This is a genomic window from Staphylococcus sp. EG-SA-18 (assembly GCF_017151825.1).
GTDB classification, from domain to species: Bacteria; Bacillota; Bacilli; order Staphylococcales; family Staphylococcaceae; genus Staphylococcus; species Staphylococcus aureus.
The window spans coordinates 40,106-65,706 of the sequence record NZ_JACYVY010000033.1 but is presented as its reverse complement, the minus strand read 5'-3'; the positions used below and the strand labels follow the sequence as shown (position 1 = coordinate 65,706).

The window sequence follows — 25,601 nt, the reverse complement described above, 5'->3', positions numbered from 1 at the left end:
CATATTAATATGCTTATTCAAAACTAAAGATACGTCGCGCTGAAATTTCCTTGACCTTGCTTTCTTTTTGTTGCTTCGCTTGCTCATGAGGACATTCAGCTTCGATATCAAATATATTTTGAAATAGCTCTAATTTTTCATTACTTTTCTTATCACTACTTAATTCTTTGGCCTGTTTAATAGGATCTTTCAACATTTGATTGATGATACTTTTTGTATGTTTAGATATAATTTTACGCTCTCTTTCGCTTAACCCTGGCAATTTACGATCAATACTGTCCATCGTTTCTGCTTGAATTGCCATAGCTTTTTCACGTAAAGCTCTAATCACTGGAACAACACCCAACATACTAATCCACTCATTGTGTGCATGTATTTCTGCAGGAATTTGTTCCGAAATTGTTGCAGCCGCTAATTGTCGCTCACGTAAGTTTGCATCAACTAAACCTTTTAAGTCATCAACATCATAATTAAAGATGTTTGTGATGGCACTAATACCAGGTTCAATATCTCGAGGAACTGCAATATCAATCAATACTAGTGAATCTTGCTTTCTATTTTCTGCAATTCTTTCTATCATTTCATTTGTAATGATATAAGATTGTGCACTCGTTGAACTAATCACAATATCTGCACTTTCAAGTAAATTTGGTAATGATGATAGTTCATCATATTTCACTTGATGCTTTGCTGCTAATTTCATAGCATTTTCAATTGTTCTATTTACTACTGTAATATCAGTAATTCCAGAACCAAGAAGATTTAATAGTGATAATTCACTCATTTCCCCTGCACCAATAATGATAGCTTGCTTACTTTTCAATTTGCCAAATACTTTTTTCGCCAACTCGACCGCAGCATAAGACACACTTACAGCATTATCAGCTATATCTGTTTCATTATGTGCTCTTTTTGCAAAAGTAATTGCCTGTTTAAATAGATGATTAAAAATTGTTCCTGTCGTACCTGTGCTTTGCGCTAAGAAAAATGCATCTCTTATTTGACCTAAAATTTGAGTTTCTCCAAGTACGATTGAATCTAAACCAGAAGTGACACGCAATAAATGTTCTACTGCTTCGTCCCCCACTTTTACTTCTGACATTGCTTTAATATCATCTACTTCAAATCCAAATGCACGAGCTAGAAATCGTTGAATATAGTAACGACCTGTGTGAATTTGATCAACAACAGCATATACTTCAGTTCGATTACATGTTGATAATATGACATTTTCTAAAATAGATTTAGTTTCATATAAATCTTCATGGGCAATTCGTAAGGCATCATCTCTAAAAGCAACTTGCTCTCTTAGTGCAACATCAGCTGTGCGATGATTTATACTAATTGCAATAAAATGCATTTGAAACGCCCCCATATATACTAACAATACAAATATTATAACATAATTTAAAATCCAATTAAGTACGATGCTTAAATAAATTATAATCTTTCTAATTTACTTTTGAGTTTTTGACAAAATGATGAACGTTGAAAAATGTTATCAATTGTGTACTAATTAAAAGTTTCGTGCTTACATTATTTTTAAAATTTTTGTATAAGTTTTGTCGTACAAAAACTATGAAATATACGGTTCAATTAAATTCCATATTTGTTGTTGTTTATTATTTTGAATTGATGAATAACTTACAATTGTATCGTCTGGGTCCATATCTAATTGTGTCTTAATATTTTTAATATGCTTTTGAACTTTACCTTTTGGAATTTTGTCTTCTTTAGTGCATATAACTAAAGTAGGAATATCAAAATGTTTCAAATAATTGTACATTAAGATATCATCTTGTGTTGGATCATGTCTTAAATCAACTAATTGAATAACTAATTGCAAATTCTCTCTCTTAGTTATATATTCCTCAATCATTTTCCCAAATTTTTCACGTTGTGTTTTACTTACTTTAGCATATCCATACCCTGGAACATCCACAAAAATAAGTTGTTCATCTATATTATAAAAATTTAACGTTTGCGTTTTGCCGGGTTGCTGTGATGTACGTGCCATATTTTTTCTGCCAATCATACTATTGATAAATGTAGACTTACCTACATTAGATCGACCGCTCAGTGCAACTTCAGACAATTCTGTTTCTGGATATTGTTCTTCTTTTACTGCACTAATGATTAATTCTATATTATTAGGATTAACTTTCATTTTATATCCTCACTTTTTTATATTCTCTTTCAACTCTACCATTATATAATATTTGAACCTTTCGGTATACATTATAAAAAAGCTCCGATCAAAGTTAAACTATTTGAGCGTCAACTTTGATTGGAGCTTTTCACTTTTATAACACATCAATGATTAAGCTGATGTTTTACTATTATTAATTAAATTGCCTTCTGCGTCGTATAGTTCTGGTTCAGTTTCTTCATTAATTGTTTGTGCTGTAATAACTACCTTCGTTACATTTTCGTTAGAAGGCACATCAAACATAATATCGATTAACGATTCTTCTATGATTGAACGTAAACCACGCGCACCTGTTTTTCTTTCAATTGCTTTTTCACTAATTGCTGATAAAGCTTCTTCAGTGAACTCTAAATCCACATTATCTAATTCCAGCATTTTAGTATATTGTTTCACAAGTGCATTTTTAGGTTGCGTTAAGATGTTTTTCAACGCAGTTACATCTAATGTTTCTAAATTAGCTACAATTGGCACACGTCCGATAAATTCAGGAATCAAACCATAGGCTTGCAAATCTTCTGGGCGAATTTGTGCTAATAATGCTTGTTCGTCATATTTATCAGCTTCATTGCTTGAGAAACCAATAACTTTTTCACCAAGACGGCGCTTAATCACTTCTTCAATACCATCAAAGGCACCACCAAGAATAAATAAGATATTTGTTGTATCAATTTGAATCATTTCTTGGTTTGGATGTTTGCGTCCACCTTGTGGCGGAACACTTGCAGTCGTACCTTCTAAGATTTTAAGCAATGCTTGTTGAACACCTTCACCTGAAACGTCACGTGTTATAGATGTGTTTTCAGATTTACGTGCAATTTTATCAATTTCATCTACATAAATAATACCTTTTTCGGCTTTATCAATGTCAAAGTCAGCTGCTTGAATTAATCTCAACAAGATATTTTCAACATCATCGCCTACATAACCAGCTTCAGTTAAACTTGTCGCATCTGCAATTGCAAATGGTACATTCAACGTCTTGGCTAATGTTTGAGCTAATAATGTTTTACCACTACCTGTTGGCCCAATTAATGCAATGTTACTTTTTTGTAATTCAACATCATCTTCTTTTGGTCCTAATTGTTGAATACGCTTATAGTGGTTATAAACAGCTACAGCTAAAGATTTTTTAGCTTTTTCTTGACCAATAACATATTCGTTTAAATGATCCATAATTTCTTTAGGAGTAGGTAATTCTGTCATCGCTTCAGAAGTGTTTTGAGCTAATTCTTCTTCGACGATTTCTGAGCATAATTCAATACACTCATTACAAATATATACACCACTTCCTGCTACAAGTTTTTTTACTTGATCTTGGTCTTTTCCGCAGAAAGAGCATTTCAAATTTTCTTCATCTTCATTGAATTTAAACATTCTTTTTACACCCCTATTCGTTAAAGACTATACTAGATTGGATATTACAATGCAACATATTAACATACAAACTTTTTGCTTAAAGAATAGTAGCAGATACATAAGCTATGCATCTGCTACTCATTTTTGTAATTTAATATTTAATGAGGATTAATCTTCTTTAGTTCCTTCAACGAACTTTGCGTTATCTCTTAATAAATCGATAACTTTTTGGATACGAACATCATTTTTAATGATATCAGTATTACCTAAAGTATTTTTGATATCTTCAACTGAGATATTAAATTGTTTACTCATTTTTTCTAATTCTTTATCGATATCTTCATCAGTAGCTTCGATTTTTTCAGCTTCAGCGATCGCAGTTAAAGTTAAGTTAGTTTTAACACGTTGTTCTGCATCGTCTTTCATTTGCTCTCTTAATTGAGTTTCATCTTGACCTGAGATTTGGAAGTACGTTTGTAAATCTAAACCTTGTTGTTGAATTCTTTGTGCAAATTCAGACACCATACGATCTAATTCAGTATTAACCATTGCTTCAGGAATATCGATTGTTGTATTATCAGTAGCTTTTGTAATCGCTTCTTCTTTTTCAACATTTTCAGCATCTGTAGCTTTTTGTTCAGCTAAACGTTTACGTAAGTTTTCTTTGTACTCGTCTACTGTATTTGCTTCTGCATCTAATTCATTAGCAATTTCATCTGTTAATTCTGGAACTTCTTTAAATTTAATTTCGTTAACTTTTGTTTTGAAAGTTGCTTCTTTACCAGCTAATTCTTCAGCATGGTATTCTTCTGGGAATGTTACGACAACATCTTTTTCTTCGTCAACTTTCATACCTTCTAATTGCTCTTCGAAACCAGGTATGAATGAACCTGAACCGATTTCTAAATCGTAACCTTCAGCTTGTCCACCTTCGAATTCTTCTCCGTCAACTGAACCACTAAAGTCAATGTTAACTGTGTCGCCATTTTCAACAACACCATCTTCTTTAACTACCATTTCAGCTAAATGTCCTAAGCTGTGGTCAATCGCTTCTTGTAACTCATCATCAGATAATTCAGTTTCTTGTTTTTCAATTTCAAGACCTTTATAGTCTCCTAATTTAACTTCTGGCTCAACTGTAACTGTTGCTTCAAAAATGAAATCTTTACCTTTTTCAATTTGAGTAACACTTACTTCTGGTTGTGCAACTGGTTTAATATCAGTTTCGTCAATTGCTTCACCATAAGCATCTGGTAATAAAATGTCGATAGCATCTTGATATAATGCTTCTACACCAAAGCGTTGTTCAAAAATTGGACGTGGCACTTTACCTTTACGGAATCCAGGTACGTTAATTTGTTTAACCACTTTTTTGAATGCTTGATCTAACGCTTTGTTTACTTTTTCTGCAGGAACAGTAACAGTTAATAAACCTTCGTTACCTTCCTTTTTTTCCCAAGTTGCTGTCATGTATATATACCTCCATGATTAACTAATTTATTTTTTCAACTTCCCTATTATATCATAGGTCTATTCCCTATACAAACATTGAAATCACAACGTTTATATATTTGTAAATCAACTTTTTTCGTCAAAACTATATTAAAATGCTGAGTATTATTTTGCAACAATTTAACTATTATTATTCAAATCTAATTGCTGAATAAAATTAAATGCATCGATACTTTGTAATTCACATTTAAGTCCTAACATATTTTTGAAATAACATTCGTATGCATTAATCCATTTATTCGTTTCAAACAAAGTTTCAATATCAATTGGATAAATCATGATAGAGTGATTATTCATAATATGGTGTGCTTCTTCAGCGATATGTAATGCACCATCATTTAATGTTTCCATAACGTTAGGTATAACTTTTTCTTTCAGTGTTGTATGTTCTAGCCCATTTAAATTAGCTGGTACAAAAGTTACATCCATACCATACTTTTCAATTGTCAGTTCTTGTGTACAATTTGCAAACCTTAAATACTCAATCATTAAACTAATGAGGTTATAACTGTACGTATTAGATTTTAATATATATAATACCGTTTCTTGAAATTGAAAATGACCATTGTCTATTAACTTCAAAATCAAGTGCGTCTGTTCCCTCATTGATAACGTATCAAAATCAGTTAATGACTGAGTCAATCGTTTTTCATCTTCAATTAATTTTGACTTAGCAAATTCTTTAAGAGGATGTAATGCCATTCTTGTTTTGTGATCTTTGACTTCATCAATAATTTGATGAATTACTTCTACCGCTTCAAAATATTGTCCCAAACCAATCAAACTTTTCACGTAATAAATCATCAATGCATCATATTGTTGTATGCCAGTTTTCAATAAGACAATTGTTTCTTCTCTTAATTCAAGAAATGACCCCGTCTCATATAACATACGGCATTTCATCATTGCTATTTCTTCAGTGAGTTCAAATTGACGTTCATATTGCACAATATATTCATACATCAGGTCATAGTTTTGGTCTTGTTCAGCACGTTTTATATCTTTATATAACTTTTTCGAAGAGTTAGGAAACTGAATAATATCTGACATATATGTCACCTCGTTTGATTATAAATCTTGAAGGATTAATGCGCTCCACGTTTCGAAATCATCATATGACTCTATGTTGCCTTTTTCAACCCATTTTATTCGTAAAGTATCTGTTTCTTTAGCTTCTACATCATTCGTACTTACAGTGATTTTAAATACAACACCAATATGTACCTTGCCCACTTCATTATTATCGTCATTAATAAAACCGATATATTCCATATTTTGTGAATCTTGCTCACTTAAACCTACTTCTTCTTCTAATTCTCTCTGTGCATTAACTCTCAATACTTCGTTAATAGATTCTGCTCCTGGAACATCATTCATATGACCGCCTACACCTATTGAAGATTGTCCATGCAATCGAGCTTCTCCACCGCCAGATAATCGTTCATACACTAATATCTCGCCATGCTCATTTTCAAGTAAACAATAAGAAATGAGTTGTTTATATGATGGATCCTCTTCCATATCGCCGCGTCGCTTAACTTCATATTGACTTAGCGCATCAAAAATATTTTGACCTTCTGGTTTATTCTTATTTAAAAACCCATTGAAATTATTCTTTTCATTATTAAAAATAATTTCTCTAGGTACTACAATGATTTGTTCATCAAATTTAGACATCGTATAAAACTCCTCACTTTAATGTTTGTTCTCTTAAATGCATTTTAGCAAATATGTCATATTTTAGCGATTAAATGTGGCATTTTGCTTTTTAAAAAATAAAAAAGAGATGACAATGCCATCTCTTTTTTATAAGTGTTATTATTTTAAAGCATCTTTAGCTTTAGTTACTAATTGAGCAAATGCTTTTTCGTCAGAAATTGCGATTTCTGATAACATTTTACGGTTAATGTCGATACCAGCTTTTTTCAAACCGTTCATTAAACGTGAGTAGCTCATTTCATGTTGACGAGCTGCTGCGTTGATACGTGTAATCCATAATTTACGGAAGTCACGTTTACGTTGACGACGGTCACGGAAAGCATATTGACCTGATTTCATTACTTGTTGCTTAGCTACTTTGTATAATGTATGTTTTGAACCGAAGTAACCTTTAGCTAATTTAATCGTTTTTTTACGACGCGCTCTTGTTACTGTTCCACCTTTAACTCGTGGCATAAAAAATTCCTCCTTAGGTAATTCCTACCGATTTCTGTATTTGTTCTTATTTTTTGTATGCTAATAATTGTTTTACACGTTTCATATCGCTCTTAGACACTAATCTAGCTTTACGTAATTGACGTTTTTGTTTAGTGCTCTTGTTTGCGAATAAGTGAGATGTGAAAGCTCTTGAACGTTTTAATTGACCTGAAGCAGTTCTTTTAACACGTTTAGCTGCTCCGCGGTGAGTTTTCATTTTTGGCATAATATAAGTCCTCCTGTAATAGCTTTAATTATTTTTCAGCTGTTGGCGCTAACATGATAAACATTTGACGCCCGTCCATTTTAGGTTTTTGTTCAACTGTTGCTATATCTTTGCATTCATCTGCATATTTTTCTAGCACACGTTGACCAATTTCCTTATGCGTAATGGCACGCCCTCTGAAACGAATAGATACTTTACATTTATCGCCTTTAGTTAAGAATTTACGTCCGTTTTTCAACTTAGTTTGGAAATCATGTTCCTCAATTGTTGGACTTAAACGAATTTCTTTAACATTGATAATTTTTTGTTTCTTTTTCATTTCTTTTTCTTTTTTCTGTTGTTCGAATTTGAATTTACCGTAATCCATAATTCTTGCAACTGGTGGTTTCGCATTCGGTGCAACGACCACTAAGTCTAAATCTACACGTTCAGCCATTTCTAAAGCTTCACGCTTTGATTTAACACCAATTTGTTCACCATCTTGACCGATTAAACGTAATTCTTTTGCACGAATTTTGTCATTGATTTGAGTTTGATCTTTTGCTATGGTTGACACCTCCAAAATTTTTACGAAATTTGCACCAAGCAAAAAGGAAGAGCAGGTATAAAATACCCGCTCTTCCTTATACACAGTTATGTGTAATGTGATTAACCTGCCAACTGCTTTATGCGTCGCTACAGGTGAGAAGCGGGTGCTTCTACTTGGTTCGTTTCGTATTCAACGTTGTTAATCATATCAACAATTCACATTTAAGTCAACACTATAACTGTAATTATTTTTATTTTAACCTTTTATTTCATCCATTGACACGTCTTGACGTAAATCTACTTGTTCTAATGGAATTTTTTTCGTTTTATATCGAAGCTTATGATAAATAAAGAATGCTAAAAATACTGGGATTCCCATATACGTAATTAAGAAGCGACTAAAATTAAAATCTCCTGTTTTAATAAAGTCAACATCTTGACCAATAATTACTACAATACATAAAAAGCCAGCAAATAATGGTCCGAATGGGAATAATTTAGCAGTATATTTTAATTTAGATTTGTCATAATTTTGTTTATCAAATGCTCTTCTAAATCGATAATGACTTACTGCTATACCTACCCAAGCAATAAAACCAGTTAAACCACTTGCTGCAACGATATATTCGTATGCACCTTTTGTAAGGCTTTGTAATACGAAAATTATCACTACAATGATTGCTGTAACGAGTAACGACATATATGGCACACCGTTTTTATTTGTTTTACCAAATGCTTCAAACGCTAATTTATCTTTACTCATTGAATATAGCATTCGAGTTGAAGCATACATACCTGAGTTACCTGCTGATAACACAGACGTTAAAATGACTGCATTCATAAATGATGCTGCAAACGCAAATCCAGCATTTTTAAACACTAATGTGAATGGAGACGTTGCTACATTATCACTACCACCCATTAATGCACTACTATCATAAGGAATTAACATACCGATAACAAAAATGGCTAAAATGTAAAATAATAAAATTCTCCAGAATACTTGTTTAATTGCTTTCGGCACAGCACGTTCAGGATTTTCTGATTCACCAGCCGTAATACCAATTAACTCAGTACCTTGGAATGAGAAACCAGCGATTAAGAATACACCTAGAATTGATAATAAACTTCCTCCTAAGTTGCCACCAAGAATAGGACCTTCACCTTTATTAAATATTTCGAATCCTACAACATGACCACCCATGATTCCGACAATCGTTAATAAACCAATTGCAATGAAAACAATAACTGTAACCACTTTTATCAATGCCAACCAGTATTCACTTTCACCATAGACGCGAACTGATAACGAATTCAGACTAAAAATTATAACTAAGAACAACGCACTCCATGCCCAAGCGGGTATGCCTTGCAATGGTGTCCAATATTGAATGACTTGTGCTGCAATCGTAATATCTGCTGCTACAGTTACTACCCAGTTAAACCAATAGTTCCAACCAAGCGCAAACCCTAAAGATGGATCAACAAATCTTGTAGCATATGTACTAAATGAACCTGATACTGGCAAATACGTAGCCATTTCGCCAAGTGACGTCATTAAGAAAAATACCATTATTCCGATAATTGCGTATCCTATTAATGCACCCAAAGCACCTGCATCATGAATTGCTCCACCAGAAGTTACAAATAAACCTGTACCAATACAACCCCCAATCGCAATCATAGAAATATGACGATCTTTAAGTCCCCTTTTGACAACATTGTTACTTTCATTTTGAACTTTTGACATATAAGCTCCCTTTCCATGTTTTAGAGGCCAAGAAATAAATAACCTTTATTCACTTTCATACCCTTTTTTACAGAACATAGTGATATTAAAAGTAAAAAAGTGGCTACATACCTTTAAGATATGCAACCACTTTGGCAATTATCTATATAAGGTAGCACATCACATTCTGTGACAGTACAGTTCCTATTCGAAAACTGTCCCAATAGATATAATTTATGGTTTATATCTATTTCGGCATCTTTACCTTTCACTTGTTCAACTTATGTACCATAAATACTTCTGACAAGTTACTAATTAAACATGCAACCTCTAACTCAATTTAATATTTTAACTAACTTGTAATATACAGGATTCATCACGCATAATCAACCCTGTGAAACTTGATACGCAATAAAAATTTCAAAGCATTTTATTGCGACAACTGTCTATCTATGTTTTTTTAAACGAATTTCATCAACTAGATTCCAGATAAATTCATCTTTTTCAACTGTTTCTTGGTCTTGCGATCCATATTGACGCACATTCACTTGATTATTTTCAACTTCCTTATCCCCAACTACGATTTGATAAGGTATTTTTTGCATTTGAGCTTCTCTAATTTTATAACCCATTTTTTCATTACGGTCATCAATACTTACACGAACGCCTTGAGATTTCAATTCATCTTGTAATTGGCGCGCATAATCATAATGTAAATCAACGTTAACTGGAATGATTTGAACTTGTTTTGGCGCTAACCAAGTTGGGAATGCACCTTTAGTTTCTTCAGTTAAAAATGCTACAAATCGTTCCATTGTTGATACAACACCACGATGAATAACAACTGGACGATGATGTTCACCATCTTGACCAATATAAGTTAAATCAAAACGTTCTGGTAATAAGAAATCAAGTTGTGCTGTTGATAATGTCTCTTCTTTACCCATCGCTGTTTTAACTTGAACATCTAGTTTCGGACCATAGAATGCCGCTTCACCAATCGCTTCTTCGTACGATAAGCCAAGCTCATCCGCTGCCTCTTTAAGCATATTTTCAGCTTTATTCCACATATCATCATCATCAAAGTACTTTTCTTTATCTTCAGGGTCTCTATAACTTAATCTAAAGCTATAATCCTCGAAACCAAAGTCTTTATACACATCAATAATCATGTTTACAACGCGTTTGAATTCTTCTTTAATTTGATCAGGTCGAACAAAGATATGTGAATCATTTAAAGTCATACCACGAACACGTTGTAATCCTGATACAGCACCACTTGCTTCATATCTATGCATCGTTCCTAGCTCAGCGATACGGATAGGTAATTCACGATATGAATGTGGTTTATTCGCATAAATCATCATATGATGTGGACAGTTCATTGGACGTAATACCATAGATTCAGTTTCATCTAACTGCATTGGTGGGAACATATCTTCTTGATAGTGATCCCAGTGACCAGATGTTTTGTATAAATCAACATTAGCAAGTACTGGTGTATAAACGTGGTCATACCCCATGCTCACCTCTTTATCAACAATGTAACGTTCAATTTCACGTCTAATTGTTGCACCGTTAGGTAACCATAATGGCAAACCAGCACCAACTAATTGGCTATTTGTGAATAATTCTAACTCTTTACCAATTTTACGATGATCACGTTCTTTACGCTCTTCTAACATTTGTAAATGTGCTTTTAATTCTTTTTTATCAAAGAAAGCAGTACCGTATATACGTTGTAACATTTTGTTGTTACTATCTCCACGCCAGTATGCACCTGCTGTAGATAATAGTTTAAACTCTTTAATTTTAGCTGTTGATGGAACGTGAACTCCACGACATAAATCAGTAAAATCACCTTGACTATATAATGTTACATTTTCATCTTCAGGAATCGCGTCGATTAATTCTAATTTGTATTCATCATTGCTGAATAACTCTTTCGCTTCATCTCGTGAAACCACTTTTCGTTCGATTTTCATATTTTCGTTAACGATTTGTTTCATTGTCTTTTCAATTTGTTCAAAGTCATCAGATGAGATGTTTTGGTCAATGTCGAAGTCATAGTAGAATCCACCTTCTATTACAGGACCTACACCAAATTTAACATTACCATATAACCTTTTAATCGCGTGTGCCATTAAATGTGCAGTAGAATGACGTAATACCTCTAACGCTTCTTCACTACCTGGTGTCACAATTTCAATTGATCCATCAGTTTCAAGCGGTTTTGTTAAATCTACAAGTTGCCCGTTAAATTTGCCGGCAACAGCTTTTTTACGTAATCCAGGACTAATTGATTGTGCTATATCTTCAGTAGTAGTACCTTTATCAAACGCCTTTTTATTACCATCTGGAAATTGAATATTAATTTGTTCCATGTTAAACCCTCCTATTTGCTTTATAAATACTTTTATCTGACCTCGTTAAAAAATTGAACAACAATCATCGTTTTAACATTAAACCTATTAACAATAAACAGGGAATTTATGACACCAACAAACATTTATGTCTGAAAAAACAAAAAATCCCGCCCCTATACAAGGGACGAGATCGTCGTGGTACCACCCTAGTTATTTAATACAATTTATGTATTAAATATCTCTGCTTAAGATAACGGTCTTGATCCGGGTATTCATTACAAATACCATAAATGAAGTAGTAATCATCTAATTTATTAACCATATTCTCATCAAACAATGGCTTTCTGTGTAATATTGATTAGATCATCTTGTCTTCAATCATTTAAACGATTTAGATTTGTATTCATTATACACCAATCATTTTAAAATTCAATTGTTTCTGAAATTTTCTCCTGATAAAAAATATGGTGTTGACAAAGATTTGACACGTTCAATAATACGTGCTGCTTTAGTCTTCTCTTCACCATCACGAGTCATCGCTAAATGATGTTCCAATTCACTATAGTCAAAATTAGAACTAAAGAATGTTGGTAATTCATGAACCATTCGATAATGTAGCAAAGGTCCAATTACCTCATCTCTCACCCATGGAGTCACTTCTTCAGCCCCAATATCATCAAGCATTAAAATGTTTGCTTCTCTTACGCGATGTAATTTCTTTTCAAAAGAACCATCTTTAAAGCCACCTTTTAATGTTCTAATAAATTCCGGTAAATAAATAATTGTCGAACGTACCTTCTTAGATTTGAGCTGATTCGCAATTGCACCTAGAATAAAAGATTTACCTGTCCCAAATGGACCATAAAGGTAAAGGCCTTTCACTTGTTCCCCATTAGTTATTGCTGTACAAATATCATCTGCTGCCATAGCTACATCAAGACGGTCTCGTTGATTCATATAAATATCTTTCAATTTGGCATTTAAAGTATCTCGTTGCATATGATGAGATGTAATTAGCTCAGCTTCAAAGCGTTCTTCGTCGTACTTGATTTTACATGGGCATTGTAAATAGCGTATTTTAATTCGGTTATTATCAACATATAACTCAGGCACATGCCCCTTTACGAAATTTGGACAATCAGCAAATTTATGACCGTCATAATGTTTTTGTTGATCTTTATACTCTTGTAACACATTTAAGTCTTCATCAATCATAGCATTCGTTAATTCAGCTCGATGCGCTTCCAAAAATTGCTTAACATCTGGGTCATTGATTACTTCTTTTTTTATCTTTTCTATTCTTTTTTCAAAGTCCTGCGACGTGTTAATTATACTTTTAAATTGCTTCATTATTGACTGTCCTCCTCCCATTTTTTAGATAATTTATCTAGAAATGCTTGTCGATCTTGCTCTAATTGTTGATCATCTACGCTATTATCTTTAGCCGAATCTTCTTCACTAGGTTTATCTCTATTTTCTAACCATTTAGGTGTTTTTTCTTTTGAAATACGATTACGCTGCCCAAAGTATGAACCACGCTTTTGGTAATTTCCGCTAGAACCCTCATTTTTAGGTTGATTAACTTTTTTAGCGTAATTATATGCTTCTTTAGCTGTCTTAATACCTTTTTTCTTCCAATTTGATGCTATTTCTAAAATATACGCTTTAGGAAGTTTCATATCTTCTTTTAACATGACAAATTGCAACAAAATATTAATGACGCCAAAAGACATTTTTTCACGTTCAATTAATTCTTCAACCATTGTCTTTTGCGATATAGTTGGTTCTGATTCAGACCAAGAAGCTAACATATCAATTGGACTCGTTTGTTCAAGTAACTCAAACCATTCATCACTTTGTGGCTTTGGATTCACTTCTGAAGATTTGCCCGTCGAAGATGATGTAGCAGGAGATTTCACCTGTAATTTAGGCATTTGATTTTCGTGTTCCATTAAGTAATACGAGCGTGCTTGTTTACGCATTTCTTCAAAGGATAACTGTTGTCCACTTGTAATTGAATTTAAAATAACATGCTTCATGCCATCTGCTGTTAAACCATATAAAGTCGCGAGTTGTGTTATTAAACGCTTTGCATCTTTGGTAACAATGTCTTGACTAATAAAATGTTTACCTAACATTTGTCTCAACATTTCAAAGTCAAAAGATTCATTTGATAAATCGATACCTTGGTACGGTTCATTAATCGGAATATCACTTGTATCGATATCTATTTTTGTAGACGGCACTTTAAAAACATCAGTAAATTGTCTTGTTACCTGTTTAAATTCACTCAAATCAATTTGTTGATACTCAAAGTATTTCTTCAACTCATGAAATCGACGATGCTCGACTTCACTATATAAAAAGATTGACAACATTGGATCATTAAAAAATAAATGTGCTGAAGGCGGTTGAATTAATTGGTAAACAAATTGTGTTTCTTGTTCATCATGTTTGACAAACGCCTTTAACAATCCAATCGCTTCAAGTAAGTCCATTTGTTGTCTAAACTCTAGTAAATTAATTTTAAGTTCATTCATAAAAATATAATGAGAAAGAATCAATGTTTCATTATGACTTTCTTTAACGAATTGAGTCATAAAATGGTATAAACCCACTGCTTGTGTTCCAATTAGCGGTGTATACAGCCGATTCAATACCTCTAAATGATTCGTATTTAAATCAAAGTGTTGCATAACTTTGAATTGATCCTTTGGTCTTAAGCCGAATTCGAAGGCTTGTCGTCCCATTTAAGCATCACTCCGTTTGTTTTCGCTTAAAATCCCTTGCATCGATGCTAACAATTGATCAACATCTTTAAATTCTTTATAGACTGATGCAAATCTAACATATGAAACTTGATCAACATGCATTAACAAGTTCATAACGTGTTCACCTATATCTCGTGAAGACACTTCCGTATGACCTTCATCTCGTAATTGCCATTCAACCTTGTTTGTTATGTCTTCAAGTTGTTGATATCTAACTGGTCGTTTCTCACAAGAACGCACAAGTCCATTAAGTATCTTTTCTCTTGAAAACTGCTCTCTTGTGCCATCTTTTTTCACAACTATAAGCTGACTAACTTCGATATGTTCAAATGTAGTGAAACGTGTTCCACAATTTTCACATTCTCTTCGTCTTCGAATGGCATTTAATTCATCGGCATGCCTTGAATCTACAACTTTAGATTGTGTAGAATTACATTTCGGGCATTTCATTACATCACCCTCTTTATTTTGATTATGCCTAATTATACTATAAATCTAGAGATGAAAAAAGAATCCCTCAATTTAATTCATTTAACCAAATAATGAAACAATAAAAAACATTATATCGTTACTTATTAAGTAATTTGCATGACAATATTATTGTATTAAAAAATAAAAAACCTAACTCCGAAGTCAGAGTTAGGCTATAAATTAATTGTATTAACTTGCACTTACAGTTTCTTTTGATGTCAAAAGTGCTCCAATTTGCTCAGCAACATCTACAACTCTATTTGAATAACCCCATTCATTATCATACCAAGCAATAACTTTTACTTTATTCCCTGACATGACCATTGTTGATTTTGCATCAATAATAGCTGAATTTGGATTAGTATTAAAATCAACAGACACTAGTGGTTGATGTTCGACTTCTATGATACCTTCTAAACCTGCATTTTCAAAAGCTTGGTTTACTTCTTCTGCAGTTACTTCTTTTTCTAAATCAACAACTAAATCAACGAGCGATACATTCTTTGTTGGTACACGTAATGCCATGCCGTGTAATTTACCTTCTAATTCTGGTAATACTTCTTTTAAAGCTTTCGCCGCACCAGTAGAAGTAGGAATAATGCTTTCATTACATGAACGTGCACGTCTTAAATCTTTATGTGGATTATCAATATTTTTTTGGTCATTTGTAATAGCGTGAACAGTAGTCATTAAACCATTAACTATTCCAAACTGATTATTTAAAACTTTTGCAACTGGACCAATGCAATTAGTAGTACATGAAGCATTACTAAAAATGTCAAATGCTTCTATATCTAATTGGTTATCATTTACGCCTTTAACTACCATTTGAACATGTCCACCTTTTGAAGGACCAGTTAACAAAACTTTTTTGGCACCTGCTTTAATATGTGCGATGGCTTTATCACCATGATTAAATTTACCAGTTGCATCTATAGCAATATCGATATCTAATTCTTTCCATGGCAAGTTTTCAGGATTGCGATCAGCAACCAATTTAATTTTATGATCTCCAACTTGCAATCCATTTTCAATCGGTTCAACTTTTAGATTATATTTTCCATGTGTCGTATCGTAATTGATTAAATGTGCAATTGTTTCGGGTGGATAACTAGCATTTATCGCTACTACATTTAAATTTTTATTTTGTAATGCAATACGTAATACCATTCTTCCAATTCTACCCATACCATTAATTGCAATATTCGTTGACATTAAAAGCACCCCTTGATCTTTATGTGTTATACTTTATGGAATTAGTATAGCATATTATATGAAATTTGAAAGCGTTTTCCGTTGATTTATTTATCTTTTTTATAAAAAATAGTCATTACTTACATACATCAACGCGTACGTAAAGTAATGACTTATTTATAGTGTAATATTAATCTTCTTCTCCGTAATTCGGCTTTTCAATATAACCTTCTTCTTCTAACAATCTCTCAAGGTTTTGTTTTAATTCAAGTTTATCCCCTAAATTATCGATAACATGATCGGCCATTCGGCTTTTTTTATCAATAGAAATTTGGCTATAGACACGTGCTTTCGCATCTTCTAATGACAAATTATTACGTTGCATTAAACGATCCATTTGTATACTTTCAGAAGTGTATACAACCCACACTTCGTCTACTGTATTTTCCAATTCATTTTCAAATAATAATGGAATATCCATGATTACATTATATCCTTGTTTTAAATATTCTTGCTTTTCTTCTTCCATAATATCTCGCACGATAGGATGTATGATAGCATTTAATTCTAAGCGTTTTTCTGGATGATTAAACACTAGATCACCCATATAACGACGATTCATCTCACCATTTTCATCAATTGCTTCATCACCAAAGACTTCTCGTACTTGAGCTAAACCTTTACTCCCCTTTTTAACAGCTTCCCTGGCTGCTTTATCAGCATCTACTACTTTAAAACCGAATACGGATAAGAGTTCTGATACTGTTGATTTTCCTGAGGCGATTCCACCTGTTAGACCAATAACTTTCGGCATAATTTCACTCTTTCTTTATTTTTGACATACTGGACAATAATGACTATTTCTTGTCGCGATGATTTTTGTTTCAATTTGACTTCCACACACTTTGCATACCGGCTGCTTATATACATTAAGATGCAATTGCATCTCACCAGTTTTTCCATCAGCATGACGATAATCTGAAATACTTGTACCGCCATATTTAATACCTTCTTCTAGTACTTCTCTAACATAATAAAAAACCATTTCTTGTTGTTGGTGTGTTAAGTCTTTTACTTTTTTATCTGGTAAAACACCTGCACGAAACAACGCTTCACATGCGTAAATATTTCCACAACCTGCGATTACTTTATGATCCAAAATCACTTGTTTGATTGGTTTATTCTTATTAGACTGTTGATGAATTCGATTTAAATAATACGTCAATGCTTCATTTGAAAAAGGTTCAGGCGCTATTTCTAAAAATGAAGGATAAGATGCTACAGACGCAACATTTCTAATTTCTCCAAAACGACGTATATCTGAATAAATTAACTTTTTGTCATTTGACAACTCAAAAATAACATGCCAATGCTTACGATAATTAGGTATCATAATATCTTCAAGTTCATCTACAATGAAAAAACCGCCCGCCATACCTAAATGACTAATTAATGTACGTTGTTCTCGTTTATTATCTAGCTGAAAAACGATATATTTACTTCTTCGTTCTACATTTGTAATGGTATAGCCTTCCGATAAAGTTTTAAAAGTATCTAATTCAATTCCTTTTATAATTGTTTCCTTGCCTTGAGCTTTACCTTCGATTACTTTATCCGAAAATATAACGTGTTCAATTTTTTGATTTATAACGTAGGGTTCAATTCCTCTTTTTACATGTTCTACTTCTGGTAATTCGGGCATACCATTAACCTCACTTTATTTTGCATCATACCAAGTTGCACCATAACTTGAGTCTACTTTTAATGGAACATCTAATTGCAATGCATTTTCCATTATCTCTTCTACAAATTCACTAAATGAATCTACTTCTGACTTAGGTACTTCAAAAATTAATTCATCGTGTACTTGTAATAATAGTTTAGCTTGATATGTTGTCTCTTTCATTTTTTGAGCAAATTTAACCATTGCCAGTTTAATGATATCTGCAGCACTGCCCTGTATTGGCGTATTCATAGCAGTACGTTCAGCAAAGCCGCGTAAATTAAAGTTACGACTCGTAATATCAGGAATATAGCGTCGACGATGTAGCAATGTTTCCACGTAACCTAAAGCTTTGGCATCTTTTACAATATCAGACATATATTGTTTTACACCTGGGAAACTAGCTAAATAATCATCAATGAATGCTTTTGCTTTTTTACGAGTAATACCTAAACTTTGACTTAAACCATAATCACTTATCCCATAAACAATTCCAAAGTTAACTGCTTTTGCTTGACGACGCATTAAACTATCGACTTGATCAGCTTCTACACCAAATACTTTCATAGCAGTTGCTGTATGAATATCATCGCCGTTGATAAATGCTTCTTTCATACTCTCATCTTGTGTAATGTGTGCTAATACGCGCAATTCAATTTGAGAATAATCTGCTGATAATATAACGCTATCTTTTGAAGTTGGTTTAAAGGCTTTTCTTATTTTACGCCCTTCTTCAAGTCTAACCGGAATATTTTGTAAATTAGGATCTACACTTGATAAACGTCCAGTTTGCGCTAAAGTTTGATTAAAACGTGTATGGATACGTTGATCATCACTAATTACCTTTTGCAATCCTTCAACATAAGTAGACTGTAACTTAGATAATTGACGATATTCTAAAATATAATCAATGATAGGATGTTCACCTTGCAATTGCTCTAAGACATCTACAGCAGTAGAATATCCTGTTTTCGTCTTTTTAATAACAGGTAATTGTAATGTCTCAAACAATACAACACCTAATTGCTTAGGAGAATTTATATTAAAATCTTCACCAGCTGCATCATGGATATTTCGAATCAAGACGTCTAATTTTTCTTGAATTTCTTTTTCCATTTCTTCTAAATCATGAACATCTGTAAATATACCAATTTCTTCCATTTCACTTAAAATCTTAGCTAGCGGTAGCTCTAAATCAGCCAAGAGTTCTACCTGATTGTATTCTTCTAATTGTTTATCCATATTTGGTTTCGCAAAGTAAATTGCATCAGTAATAGAAGCAACATATGGATTTAAAACATCATCTTCAGGTACCTTAAATTTCTTACCTTTTCCATATATACTCACATCGTCTTTCACAAAACTTTGACCGTACAATGAAACAACTGATTGAACATCACTAATCGTACGAGATGGATCAATTATATAACTGGCCAACATAATATCGAAAGAAATATTTTGAATATCAATCCCCAATCTATGTGATGCTACATATGTTTTTTTAGCATCATATACGACTTTTTTCGAATTCGGATTTTCTAACCATGAAACTAGTTCGACATAATTATTTATGTCATCCGCATTAATTACAATATGTTTCTCACCTGTAAATAAAGAGAATTTTAAAATATTATTTCGCAAATAGTTACCACCGTCTAATTCGAAATGGATGGCCGCTTCTTTCAATGAAGTAAAATCAATATTATCAAAAGACGTTTCAATTTCAAATGTCTTTTCTATTGCATCTTCAACGCTTGCTGATTGATCAATGTCAGCCAACAATTGTTTGAATTCTAACTTCTTAAACAATTCGATTTTTTCTTGTTGTTCATCTTGATGAGTCATTAACGTATCTTCAAGTTTTACTTCAATCGGACTATCTACATTAATCGTTGCTAATTCTTTACTCATTAATGCATCTTCTTTGCTATTTTGAAGTTTTTCTTTTAACTTTTTACCTGAAATTTCATCTAAATGTTCATAGACACCTTCTACTGTGTCAAATTGGTTTAGCAATTTTATTGCTGTTTTCTCTCCAACACCTGCAACACCTGGTATATTATCAGAAGTATCTCCCATTAATCCTTTCATATCAATAATTTGATTAGGTGTTAACCCGTTGTATTTTTCCGCAATAAAGTCAGGTGTATAATGATCAACATCAGTAACACCTTTTTTAGTGTAATAAATGGTTACATTATCCGTTGCAAGTTGTGTTAAATCTCGGTCTCCCGTAATAATAATTGTCTGAAATCCCGCTTTATCTGCTTCTTTACTTAAAGTTCCGATAATATCATCTGCCTCATAGTTATCTAATTCATAACGTTTAATATGATAAGCATCTAATAATTGGCGAATATAAGGAAATTGCTCACTTAGTTCAGGCGGCGTTTTCTGGCGTCCACCTTTATATTCACTATATTTTTCATGTCTGAAAGTCGTTTTACCTGCATCAAACGCTACTAAAAAATGATTTGGCTTTTCTTCTTTTAAAATCTTCTCTAGTAACATTGCAAAACCATATACTGCATTGGTATGAATGCCTGCTTTGTTTGATAACAAAGGTAATGCATAAAAAGCTCTAAAACTTAAGCTATTACCATCGATTAATACTAATTTATTCACAATTTTAACCTCCAGAACTAATTTATATATATTTTAGCATATTCGACTGTGATGTCGTAATTAAAGAAACTATCTCATAGAGTATTTATACACGACCTAATTTCAAATAAAACAAGTGCCTATATAGACTTAGCTAAAAAATAAAAAAGACATAATCATGATTGTTCTTGATGAGCACTCCATAAAGTCAGGTTAAAAGTCCAACTTTTGAGATGCACATTATCATTTCATGATTATGTCTACTTTTTAATATTTTTATGCTGCTATTTTAAATTTTTATAGGTAAGAATAAGTTATGAATCGTCTGAACCAAATGGAATATATTTAACTTTGGTCATTTTCGGTAATTCTTCATAATTATTAAACCACTCTTGGTAATTTTTATTGATTGGTGACGGATGATGCATATAATGTTCAAACGGCAATGATTCCACTGTATAAACCTCTTGTCGTGGATGATCTTTAATTTGTTGTTTTAATAACTGAACTCTTTTTTCATGTTCATAATGAACATAAATAAATGCACTAAGATATATCACAGCTAAAACTAGTGATGCACCTTTAATAAAATTAACATTGATTGACTTATATTTCCGAAATTCTTTTAATAAAATAATTAAAATGATTACATGTATCGTATAAACAATCAAAAAATTACCTGGTTCTATTGGAGTAACAATGACTAGTGTCGACGCCGAAACACATATTGCAATAAGTAAGGAATATAAAGTGATTTGTGTTTTACGATCATTAATAGACAAATAAATACCTACAAATATCGAAAACGCAAAGTAACCACATACAATTACGTTCACAAAACCAACCAATCCAATATCTGTATTTTTATTTAATAAAAACTGATTGTAAAATAGTAAATAATAAAGCGGTAAAGTGATAAATCCTATCATAATGATACGACGCTTTAATATTGTTAAATGTACATACCGATCACTTCTAAGCAGTAGATAAATAATAAGCGCTGCAATCATACTTAAAATTATAATCTGACTGAAAATGACACCATATGGAAGTGACGTTGATATCATTTCTGCAAATTTTGAAAAGATACCTTGATTATTTGAAACTTGTTGATATTCTGATCCTTCAAATAAAATTTTGCGATAATTTGGATTGGAAAACATAATGATTGTACCTATAGTAGCAATCATAAATGAAAACAATAATTTATAATTAAGTGTTCGATTTGCAGTAAATTCATATAGAAAAGCTAAAATTAAAATGATACAGTGGAATAATGTCACATTCTCCATAAATAATTGACCGAAGAAGCATAAAACATAGAATAGTACAGTAACACTTACCGGCTGCTTTTCTTTATATATAATTGCATTAATACAATAATAAATAATAAAGAGTGAAATTAGTGTTGATGTCGCATAATTATAAAATCCTGCAAACCAGCCATATGTATCTGCATAAATAGCACTTGGTAAAATTAACATTAAAGAAAATGCTAACAAATAATAGCTTGTCCACGCTTTACAACGTGTAATGTGCATAATCATCCAAATGATGCCCATACTAATGAGACCATATGAAAGCCAACGTAACCAGCTTACATGTACAGCTATAATTTCAAAGATATTTCCGATATAGCGACCATTAAGTGATGCAAATCCTACTTTTAAAATATCAGTATTATAATTGCTAAACCATTGTAAATCATCGTGCATGAGTGGTAGTAAGATACCCATAAAAGTATAAAACAATAATATCGCAATTAATATCAAAGTTGTCTTGTGTAATTGAATTGTTTTCACTTTGCTAATCCTCAAATCTAGTTAAATTTTCCTCAACTTGTAGGTCGAAAAATTAATTCAATATTTTTAATGTATTTCTAATTTTCACCTATGCATGTTTCCTCAATCAAATTAGATAAATAAGGTATTTAATATTACTTTCAACAATTTATCTAAATCGCCCCTCGTCTTTTTCTATGACGAATGATTACACTTGTCTATTCAAGTGTTTAAATTAAGATTTATTTCCGTTCAAATAAAACTTATTACTTTTTAATTAAGCATCTATTTTAAGCGCGTTACTAAAATTTCTTTATTATAATAAATATATTATAAAATTGCTTGATTCACAACAATCTATTACTTATAACTTACAAATCGACATATACAAATGACAAAATTGACAACCGAATTTATTCCACTTCATTAACTCTAATTTAATACCAATAGAGATTTGAACGAAATAAAAAAGCAGCAACAACTTCGTGAAAAATACACGCGCTGTTACCACTTTAATTTTTATTCTTTATAATCTTTTAGAATAACTTTGAACGTTGAGCCTTTGCCAACTTGACTATTCACTTCAATATTGCCTTGGTGGGCCTCTACTATATGCTTTGTAATTGATAATCCAAGACCTGTCCCACCAGAATCTCTACTTCGTGCTTTATCTACTCTATAAAATCTTTCAAAAATACGTTGTTGGTCTTCTAATTTAATACCTATACCAAAATCTTGTACTTCGAAAATGACACGAAAGTCATCTCGATACACACGAACGTTAATATCTCCATCTTCATAAGAATAGTTAATTGCATTCGTTAACAAATTCGTGATAACTTGAGCAATTTTACTTTCTTGTGCTTTAACAATGACATCTTTTTCAATATCAGTATGAATGGAAATATTTTTTTGATTGGCTTGAGTCATCATATTATCAATAATACGCCGCGTTAAATCTGATAAATTCATATAGTCTGTATCTAACTCTGTATGTTGCTCAATATGCGATAAATCTAACAGATCTGTTACTAAAGATTCTATTCGATTTGATTCTTTTAAAATTATGTTTAAAAACATGTCTAATGATTCCGCATCATTTTTTGCACCATCAATAAGCGTTTCAGCAAACCCCTTAATTGAAGTAATAGGTGTTTTTAATTCATGTGAAACATTTGCTACAAACTCACGTCTTAGATTTTCAAGTTGTTTCAGATTTGTTATGTCATGCATCACAACTAAAATCCCTTGCAAACTTTTTTGAGACCTAGTTAAAATCGGAACGCATGAAATATCAAAGTACTTGGCATGGACTTGGTTTATTGCGACTTCCAATTGTTCATAAATAGGTTTTTCAACTTTAAAACTTTCTAAAATTAATTGCTCAATTTCAGTATTAACATAACCGTGATAGCCTACTTGTTCAATATTATGCGAGATGTTGAACTGTTCATAATACGCTTTATTTGCAACAACGATTTTTCCATTTCGATCTATCATTAAAATAGCACTTGGAATATTTTCAATCGTTGTTTTTAAACGGTTGGATTGAATTTTTTGCTCATTATTAAGCTTTTGAAGGCGTCGTGCTAAATCATTGGTAGACACAAAAAGCGCTTTAGTTTCTACAACATTACTTTCAGGTACACGTATGTGATAATAACCATTTGCCAACAATTGTGTTGCATAAGTAACTTCTTGAATGGGACGGATTAATGTACGCTTAAAACTACGGCTTGCAAAATACAGACAAATGAGTACAACTAAACATGTCAAAATAAGATATTTCCACAACGTCCAATGCATTTCTGTAATATCGTTATTGTAACCTTTAATCCATACATGATAACCGTTAACCTTCTTATTAAAAATAAAAAAGTCCCTTTTTTGAATATAGCTATCACTATTTGGGATAGCTTTCAGTTTGCCACTACTAAACACCTTTTTATCATGCTTAGTTATCAATAAATCTATATTTTGCTGTTTTACAATTTCTTTAACTTTATCAATCTCATTATCTTGGACTAAATAAATATATGATCTTGCATCTGTTGCTAGAGCTTGTTCGTGTTTTTCTGATAAAACATATGTGATGGAAGCGTGAATAATAATGCCTAATGTAACAAAACTGATAATTAATATACTGCTTATCAATAACATTAAGCGGTGGTGAAACTTCATCATTGTTCTTTAGGTCTTTCCAATTTATAGCCTAAGCCACGCACAGTTTTAATAAGTTGTGGCTTCTTAGGATTATCTTCTAATTTATCTCTTAAATGACTGATATGTACATCGACAATTCTTGAGTCTCCTGCAAATTCATAATTCCATACCGTATTTAACATATGTTCTCTCGTAATGACTCTGCCTTGTCTTTCTATCAAATAAAGCAAGAGTTCAAATTCTTTCGGTGTTAGCTCCAATAACTCATTATGCTTATATACTTCAAAATAATCGGGTCTAATACGTATCGATCCGATGGTAATATCATCATCAACCTCTTCTACTTCTTTTACAAATTGAGAACGTCTTAAAATGGCTTTCACACGGGCAACAACTTCTCTAGGTGAAAAAGGCTTAGTCATATAGTCATCGGCACCTAATTCTAAACCTAATACCCGATCAAATTCATCATTTTTCGCCGTTAACATTAATATAGGGACTAAATTTTTATTTGTTCTTACAGTCTTACATACGTCAATGCCATCTTTTTTAGGTAGCATAACATCTAAAATAATTAAATCTGGCTGTTCACTTTCTACCTTTTCTAAAGCCTCATCACCATCAAATGCGACAACAACTTCATAACCAGCTGTTTCTAAGTTATATTTAAGTAATGTTACGATTGAATGTTCGTCATCTACTACCAACACTTTTTGCGACATGGTATGCCTCCCTAACTTATAATTATATTTACATTATAACCGAACTATTT

General features: G+C 32.2%; 23 protein-coding genes, 1 riboswitch and 1 other annotated feature. All 23 genes read right to left on the bottom strand.

All coding sequences use genetic code 11. From position 1 onward, the window contains the following. Positions 1-13 precede the first annotated feature (13 nt). The 23 genes from hemA to IDG66_RS08645 all read right to left on the bottom strand — a co-directional run bounded on the left by hemA (position 14) and on the right by IDG66_RS08645 (position 25,551). Positions 14-1,360, bottom strand: coding sequence for a glutamyl-tRNA reductase (gene hemA / locus IDG66_RS08755; protein WP_000545451.1), 1,347 nt, complete (start codon positions 1,358-1,360; stop codon positions 14-16). A 216-nt stretch (positions 1,361-1,576) separates the two neighbouring features. After that, positions 1,577-2,167 carry a ribosome biogenesis GTP-binding protein YihA/YsxC gene (yihA, locus tag IDG66_RS08750; protein WP_000867697.1) on the bottom strand — a complete coding sequence of 197 codons (591 nt, stop codon included), beginning with the start codon at positions 2,165-2,167 and terminating at the stop codon, positions 1,577-1,579. A gap of 153 nt (positions 2,168-2,320) precedes the next feature. Further along, complete coding sequence (gene clpX, locus IDG66_RS08745) at positions 2,321-3,583, bottom strand: ATP-dependent Clp protease ATP-binding subunit ClpX (RefSeq protein ID WP_000472304.1); 1,263 nt, start codon at positions 3,581-3,583, stop codon at positions 2,321-2,323. Between the two features lie 150 nt (positions 3,584-3,733). Further along, positions 3,734-5,035, bottom strand: coding sequence for a trigger factor (gene tig / locus IDG66_RS08740; RefSeq protein WP_000127573.1), 1,302 nt, complete (start codon positions 5,033-5,035; stop codon positions 3,734-3,736). Between the two features lie 47 nt (positions 5,036-5,082). Then, positions 5,083-5,193, bottom strand: a complete 111-nt coding sequence (locus IDG66_RS08735) for a hypothetical protein (protein ID WP_001790560.1) — start codon at positions 5,191-5,193, stop codon at positions 5,083-5,085. A 4-nt stretch (positions 5,194-5,197) separates the two neighbouring features. Next, positions 5,198-6,127, bottom strand: a complete 930-nt coding sequence (locus IDG66_RS08730) for a hypothetical protein (protein ID WP_001280022.1) — start codon at positions 6,125-6,127, stop codon at positions 5,198-5,200. An 18-nt stretch (positions 6,128-6,145) separates the two neighbouring features. Beyond that, complete coding sequence (locus tag IDG66_RS08725) at positions 6,146-6,754, bottom strand: NUDIX domain-containing protein (protein WP_000032650.1); 609 nt, start codon at positions 6,752-6,754, stop codon at positions 6,146-6,148. Between the two features lie 141 nt (positions 6,755-6,895). Next, entirely contained in the window at positions 6,896-7,252 is a 357-nt protein-coding gene (gene rplT, locus IDG66_RS08720; RefSeq protein WP_001138360.1) for a 50S ribosomal protein L20, read from the bottom strand. Between the two features lie 46 nt (positions 7,253-7,298). Next, complete coding sequence (gene rpmI / locus IDG66_RS08715) at positions 7,299-7,499, bottom strand: 50S ribosomal protein L35 (RefSeq protein WP_001125540.1); 201 nt, start codon at positions 7,497-7,499, stop codon at positions 7,299-7,301. 28 nt (positions 7,500-7,527) lie between these two features. Beyond that, positions 7,528-8,055, bottom strand: coding sequence for a translation initiation factor IF-3 (gene infC, locus IDG66_RS08710; RefSeq protein WP_001791162.1), 528 nt, complete (start codon positions 8,053-8,055; stop codon positions 7,528-7,530). A gap of 28 nt (positions 8,056-8,083) precedes the next feature. Next, positions 8,084-8,209 (bottom strand) — a sequence feature (ribosomal protein L20 leader region). Between the two features lie 74 nt (positions 8,210-8,283). Next, on the bottom strand, positions 8,284-9,777 hold the full coding sequence (locus tag IDG66_RS08705; RefSeq protein ID WP_000049154.1) for an amino acid permease: 1,494 nt from the start codon (positions 9,775-9,777) through the stop codon (positions 8,284-8,286). A gap of 144 nt (positions 9,778-9,921) precedes the next feature. Further along, positions 9,922-10,097: riboswitch (Lysine riboswitch) on the bottom strand. Between the two features lie 105 nt (positions 10,098-10,202). After that, positions 10,203-12,140 carry a threonine--tRNA ligase gene (thrS, locus tag IDG66_RS08700; protein ID WP_000435132.1) on the bottom strand — a complete coding sequence of 646 codons (1,938 nt, stop codon included), beginning with the start codon at positions 12,138-12,140 and terminating at the stop codon, positions 10,203-10,205. Between the two features lie 196 nt (positions 12,141-12,336). Beyond that, positions 12,337-12,459 carry a hypothetical protein gene (locus IDG66_RS08695; protein ID WP_001790562.1) on the bottom strand — a complete coding sequence of 41 codons (123 nt, stop codon included), beginning with the start codon at positions 12,457-12,459 and terminating at the stop codon, positions 12,337-12,339. 92 nt (positions 12,460-12,551) lie between these two features. Beyond that, on the bottom strand, positions 12,552-13,472 hold the full coding sequence (gene dnaI, locus IDG66_RS08690) for a primosomal protein DnaI (RefSeq protein ID WP_000808624.1): 921 nt from the start codon (positions 13,470-13,472) through the stop codon (positions 12,552-12,554). Further along, positions 13,472-14,872 carry a replication initiation and membrane attachment family protein gene (locus tag IDG66_RS08685; RefSeq protein ID WP_000533493.1) on the bottom strand — a complete coding sequence of 467 codons (1,401 nt, stop codon included), beginning with the start codon at positions 14,870-14,872 and terminating at the stop codon, positions 13,472-13,474. Before IDG66_RS08685 ends, dnaI begins: the two co-directional genes overlap by 1 nt. Beyond that, complete coding sequence (nrdR, locus tag IDG66_RS08680; RefSeq protein ID WP_000650082.1) at positions 14,873-15,343, bottom strand: transcriptional regulator NrdR; 471 nt, start codon at positions 15,341-15,343, stop codon at positions 14,873-14,875. Between the two features lie 210 nt (positions 15,344-15,553). Beyond that, positions 15,554-16,579: a type I glyceraldehyde-3-phosphate dehydrogenase gene (gap, locus tag IDG66_RS08675; protein ID WP_000106141.1), complete on the bottom strand. Its 1,026-nt coding sequence runs from the start codon at positions 16,577-16,579 to the stop codon at positions 15,554-15,556. 169 nt (positions 16,580-16,748) lie between these two features. Continuing rightward, entirely contained in the window at positions 16,749-17,372 is a 624-nt protein-coding gene (gene coaE / locus IDG66_RS08670; protein WP_001127167.1) for a dephospho-CoA kinase, read from the bottom strand. A 15-nt stretch (positions 17,373-17,387) separates the two neighbouring features. Next, entirely contained in the window at positions 17,388-18,260 is an 873-nt protein-coding gene (gene mutM / locus IDG66_RS08665) for a bifunctional DNA-formamidopyrimidine glycosylase/DNA-(apurinic or apyrimidinic site) lyase (protein WP_001114452.1), read from the bottom strand. A 15-nt stretch (positions 18,261-18,275) separates the two neighbouring features. After that, positions 18,276-20,906, bottom strand: coding sequence for a DNA polymerase I (polA, locus tag IDG66_RS08660; RefSeq protein ID WP_001038308.1), 2,631 nt, complete (start codon positions 20,904-20,906; stop codon positions 18,276-18,278). A 293-nt stretch (positions 20,907-21,199) separates the two neighbouring features. Further along, entirely contained in the window at positions 21,200-22,687 is a 1,488-nt protein-coding gene (locus IDG66_RS08655) for a hypothetical protein (protein WP_000849439.1), read from the bottom strand. A 498-nt stretch (positions 22,688-23,185) separates the two neighbouring features. Then, positions 23,186-24,847, bottom strand: coding sequence for a two-component system histidine kinase PnpS (pnpS, locus tag IDG66_RS08650; RefSeq protein WP_078055714.1), 1,662 nt, complete (start codon positions 24,845-24,847; stop codon positions 23,186-23,188). Continuing rightward, positions 24,847-25,551, bottom strand: coding sequence for a response regulator transcription factor (locus IDG66_RS08645; RefSeq protein WP_000080029.1), 705 nt, complete (start codon positions 25,549-25,551; stop codon positions 24,847-24,849). Before IDG66_RS08645 ends, pnpS begins: the two co-directional genes overlap by 1 nt. Between the last annotated feature and the right edge of the window lie 50 nt (positions 25,552-25,601).

Bases quoted from the DNA above. Each gene is read 5' to 3' on its own strand.
- clpX (WP_000472304.1), bottom strand. From the start codon at position 3,583: ATGTTTAAATTCAATGAAGATGAAGAAAATTTGAAATGCTCTTTCTGC.
- yihA (WP_000867697.1), bottom strand. From the start codon at position 2,167: ATGAAAGTTAATCCTAATAATATAGAATTAATCATTAGTGCAGTAAAA.
- rpmI (WP_001125540.1), bottom strand. From the start codon at position 7,499: ATGCCAAAAATGAAAACTCACCGCGGAGCAGCTAAACGTGTTAAAAGA.
- hemA (WP_000545451.1), bottom strand. From the start codon at position 1,360: ATGCATTTTATTGCAATTAGTATAAATCATCGCACAGCTGATGTTGCA.
- IDG66_RS08705 (WP_000049154.1), bottom strand. From the start codon at position 9,777: ATGTCAAAAGTTCAAAATGAAAGTAACAATGTTGTCAAAAGGGGACTT.
- IDG66_RS08730 (WP_001280022.1), bottom strand. From the start codon at position 6,127: ATGTCAGATATTATTCAGTTTCCTAACTCTTCGAAAAAGTTATATAAA.
- gap (WP_000106141.1), bottom strand. From the start codon at position 16,579: ATGTCAACGAATATTGCAATTAATGGTATGGGTAGAATTGGAAGAATG.
- pnpS (WP_078055714.1), bottom strand. From the start codon at position 24,847: ATGAAGTTTCACCACCGCTTAATGTTATTGATAAGCAGTATATTAATT.
- thrS (WP_000435132.1), bottom strand. From the start codon at position 12,140: ATGGAACAAATTAATATTCAATTTCCAGATGGTAATAAAAAGGCGTTT.
- IDG66_RS08725 (WP_000032650.1), bottom strand. From the start codon at position 6,754: ATGTCTAAATTTGATGAACAAATCATTGTAGTACCTAGAGAAATTATT.
- IDG66_RS08685 (WP_000533493.1), bottom strand. From the start codon at position 14,872: ATGGGACGACAAGCCTTCGAATTCGGCTTAAGACCAAAGGATCAATTC.
- dnaI (WP_000808624.1), bottom strand. From the start codon at position 13,472: ATGAAGCAATTTAAAAGTATAATTAACACGTCGCAGGACTTTGAAAAA.
- IDG66_RS08645 (WP_000080029.1), bottom strand. From the start codon at position 25,551: ATGTCGCAAAAAGTGTTGGTAGTAGATGACGAACATTCAATCGTAACA.
- coaE (WP_001127167.1), bottom strand. From the start codon at position 17,372: ATGCCGAAAGTTATTGGTCTAACAGGTGGAATCGCCTCAGGAAAATCA.
- rplT (WP_001138360.1), bottom strand. From the start codon at position 7,252: ATGCCACGAGTTAAAGGTGGAACAGTAACAAGAGCGCGTCGTAAAAAA.
- mutM (WP_001114452.1), bottom strand. From the start codon at position 18,260: ATGCCCGAATTACCAGAAGTAGAACATGTAAAAAGAGGAATTGAACCC.
- nrdR (WP_000650082.1), bottom strand. From the start codon at position 15,343: ATGAAATGCCCGAAATGTAATTCTACACAATCTAAAGTTGTAGATTCA.
- tig (WP_000127573.1), bottom strand. From the start codon at position 5,035: ATGACAGCAACTTGGGAAAAAAAGGAAGGTAACGAAGGTTTATTAACT.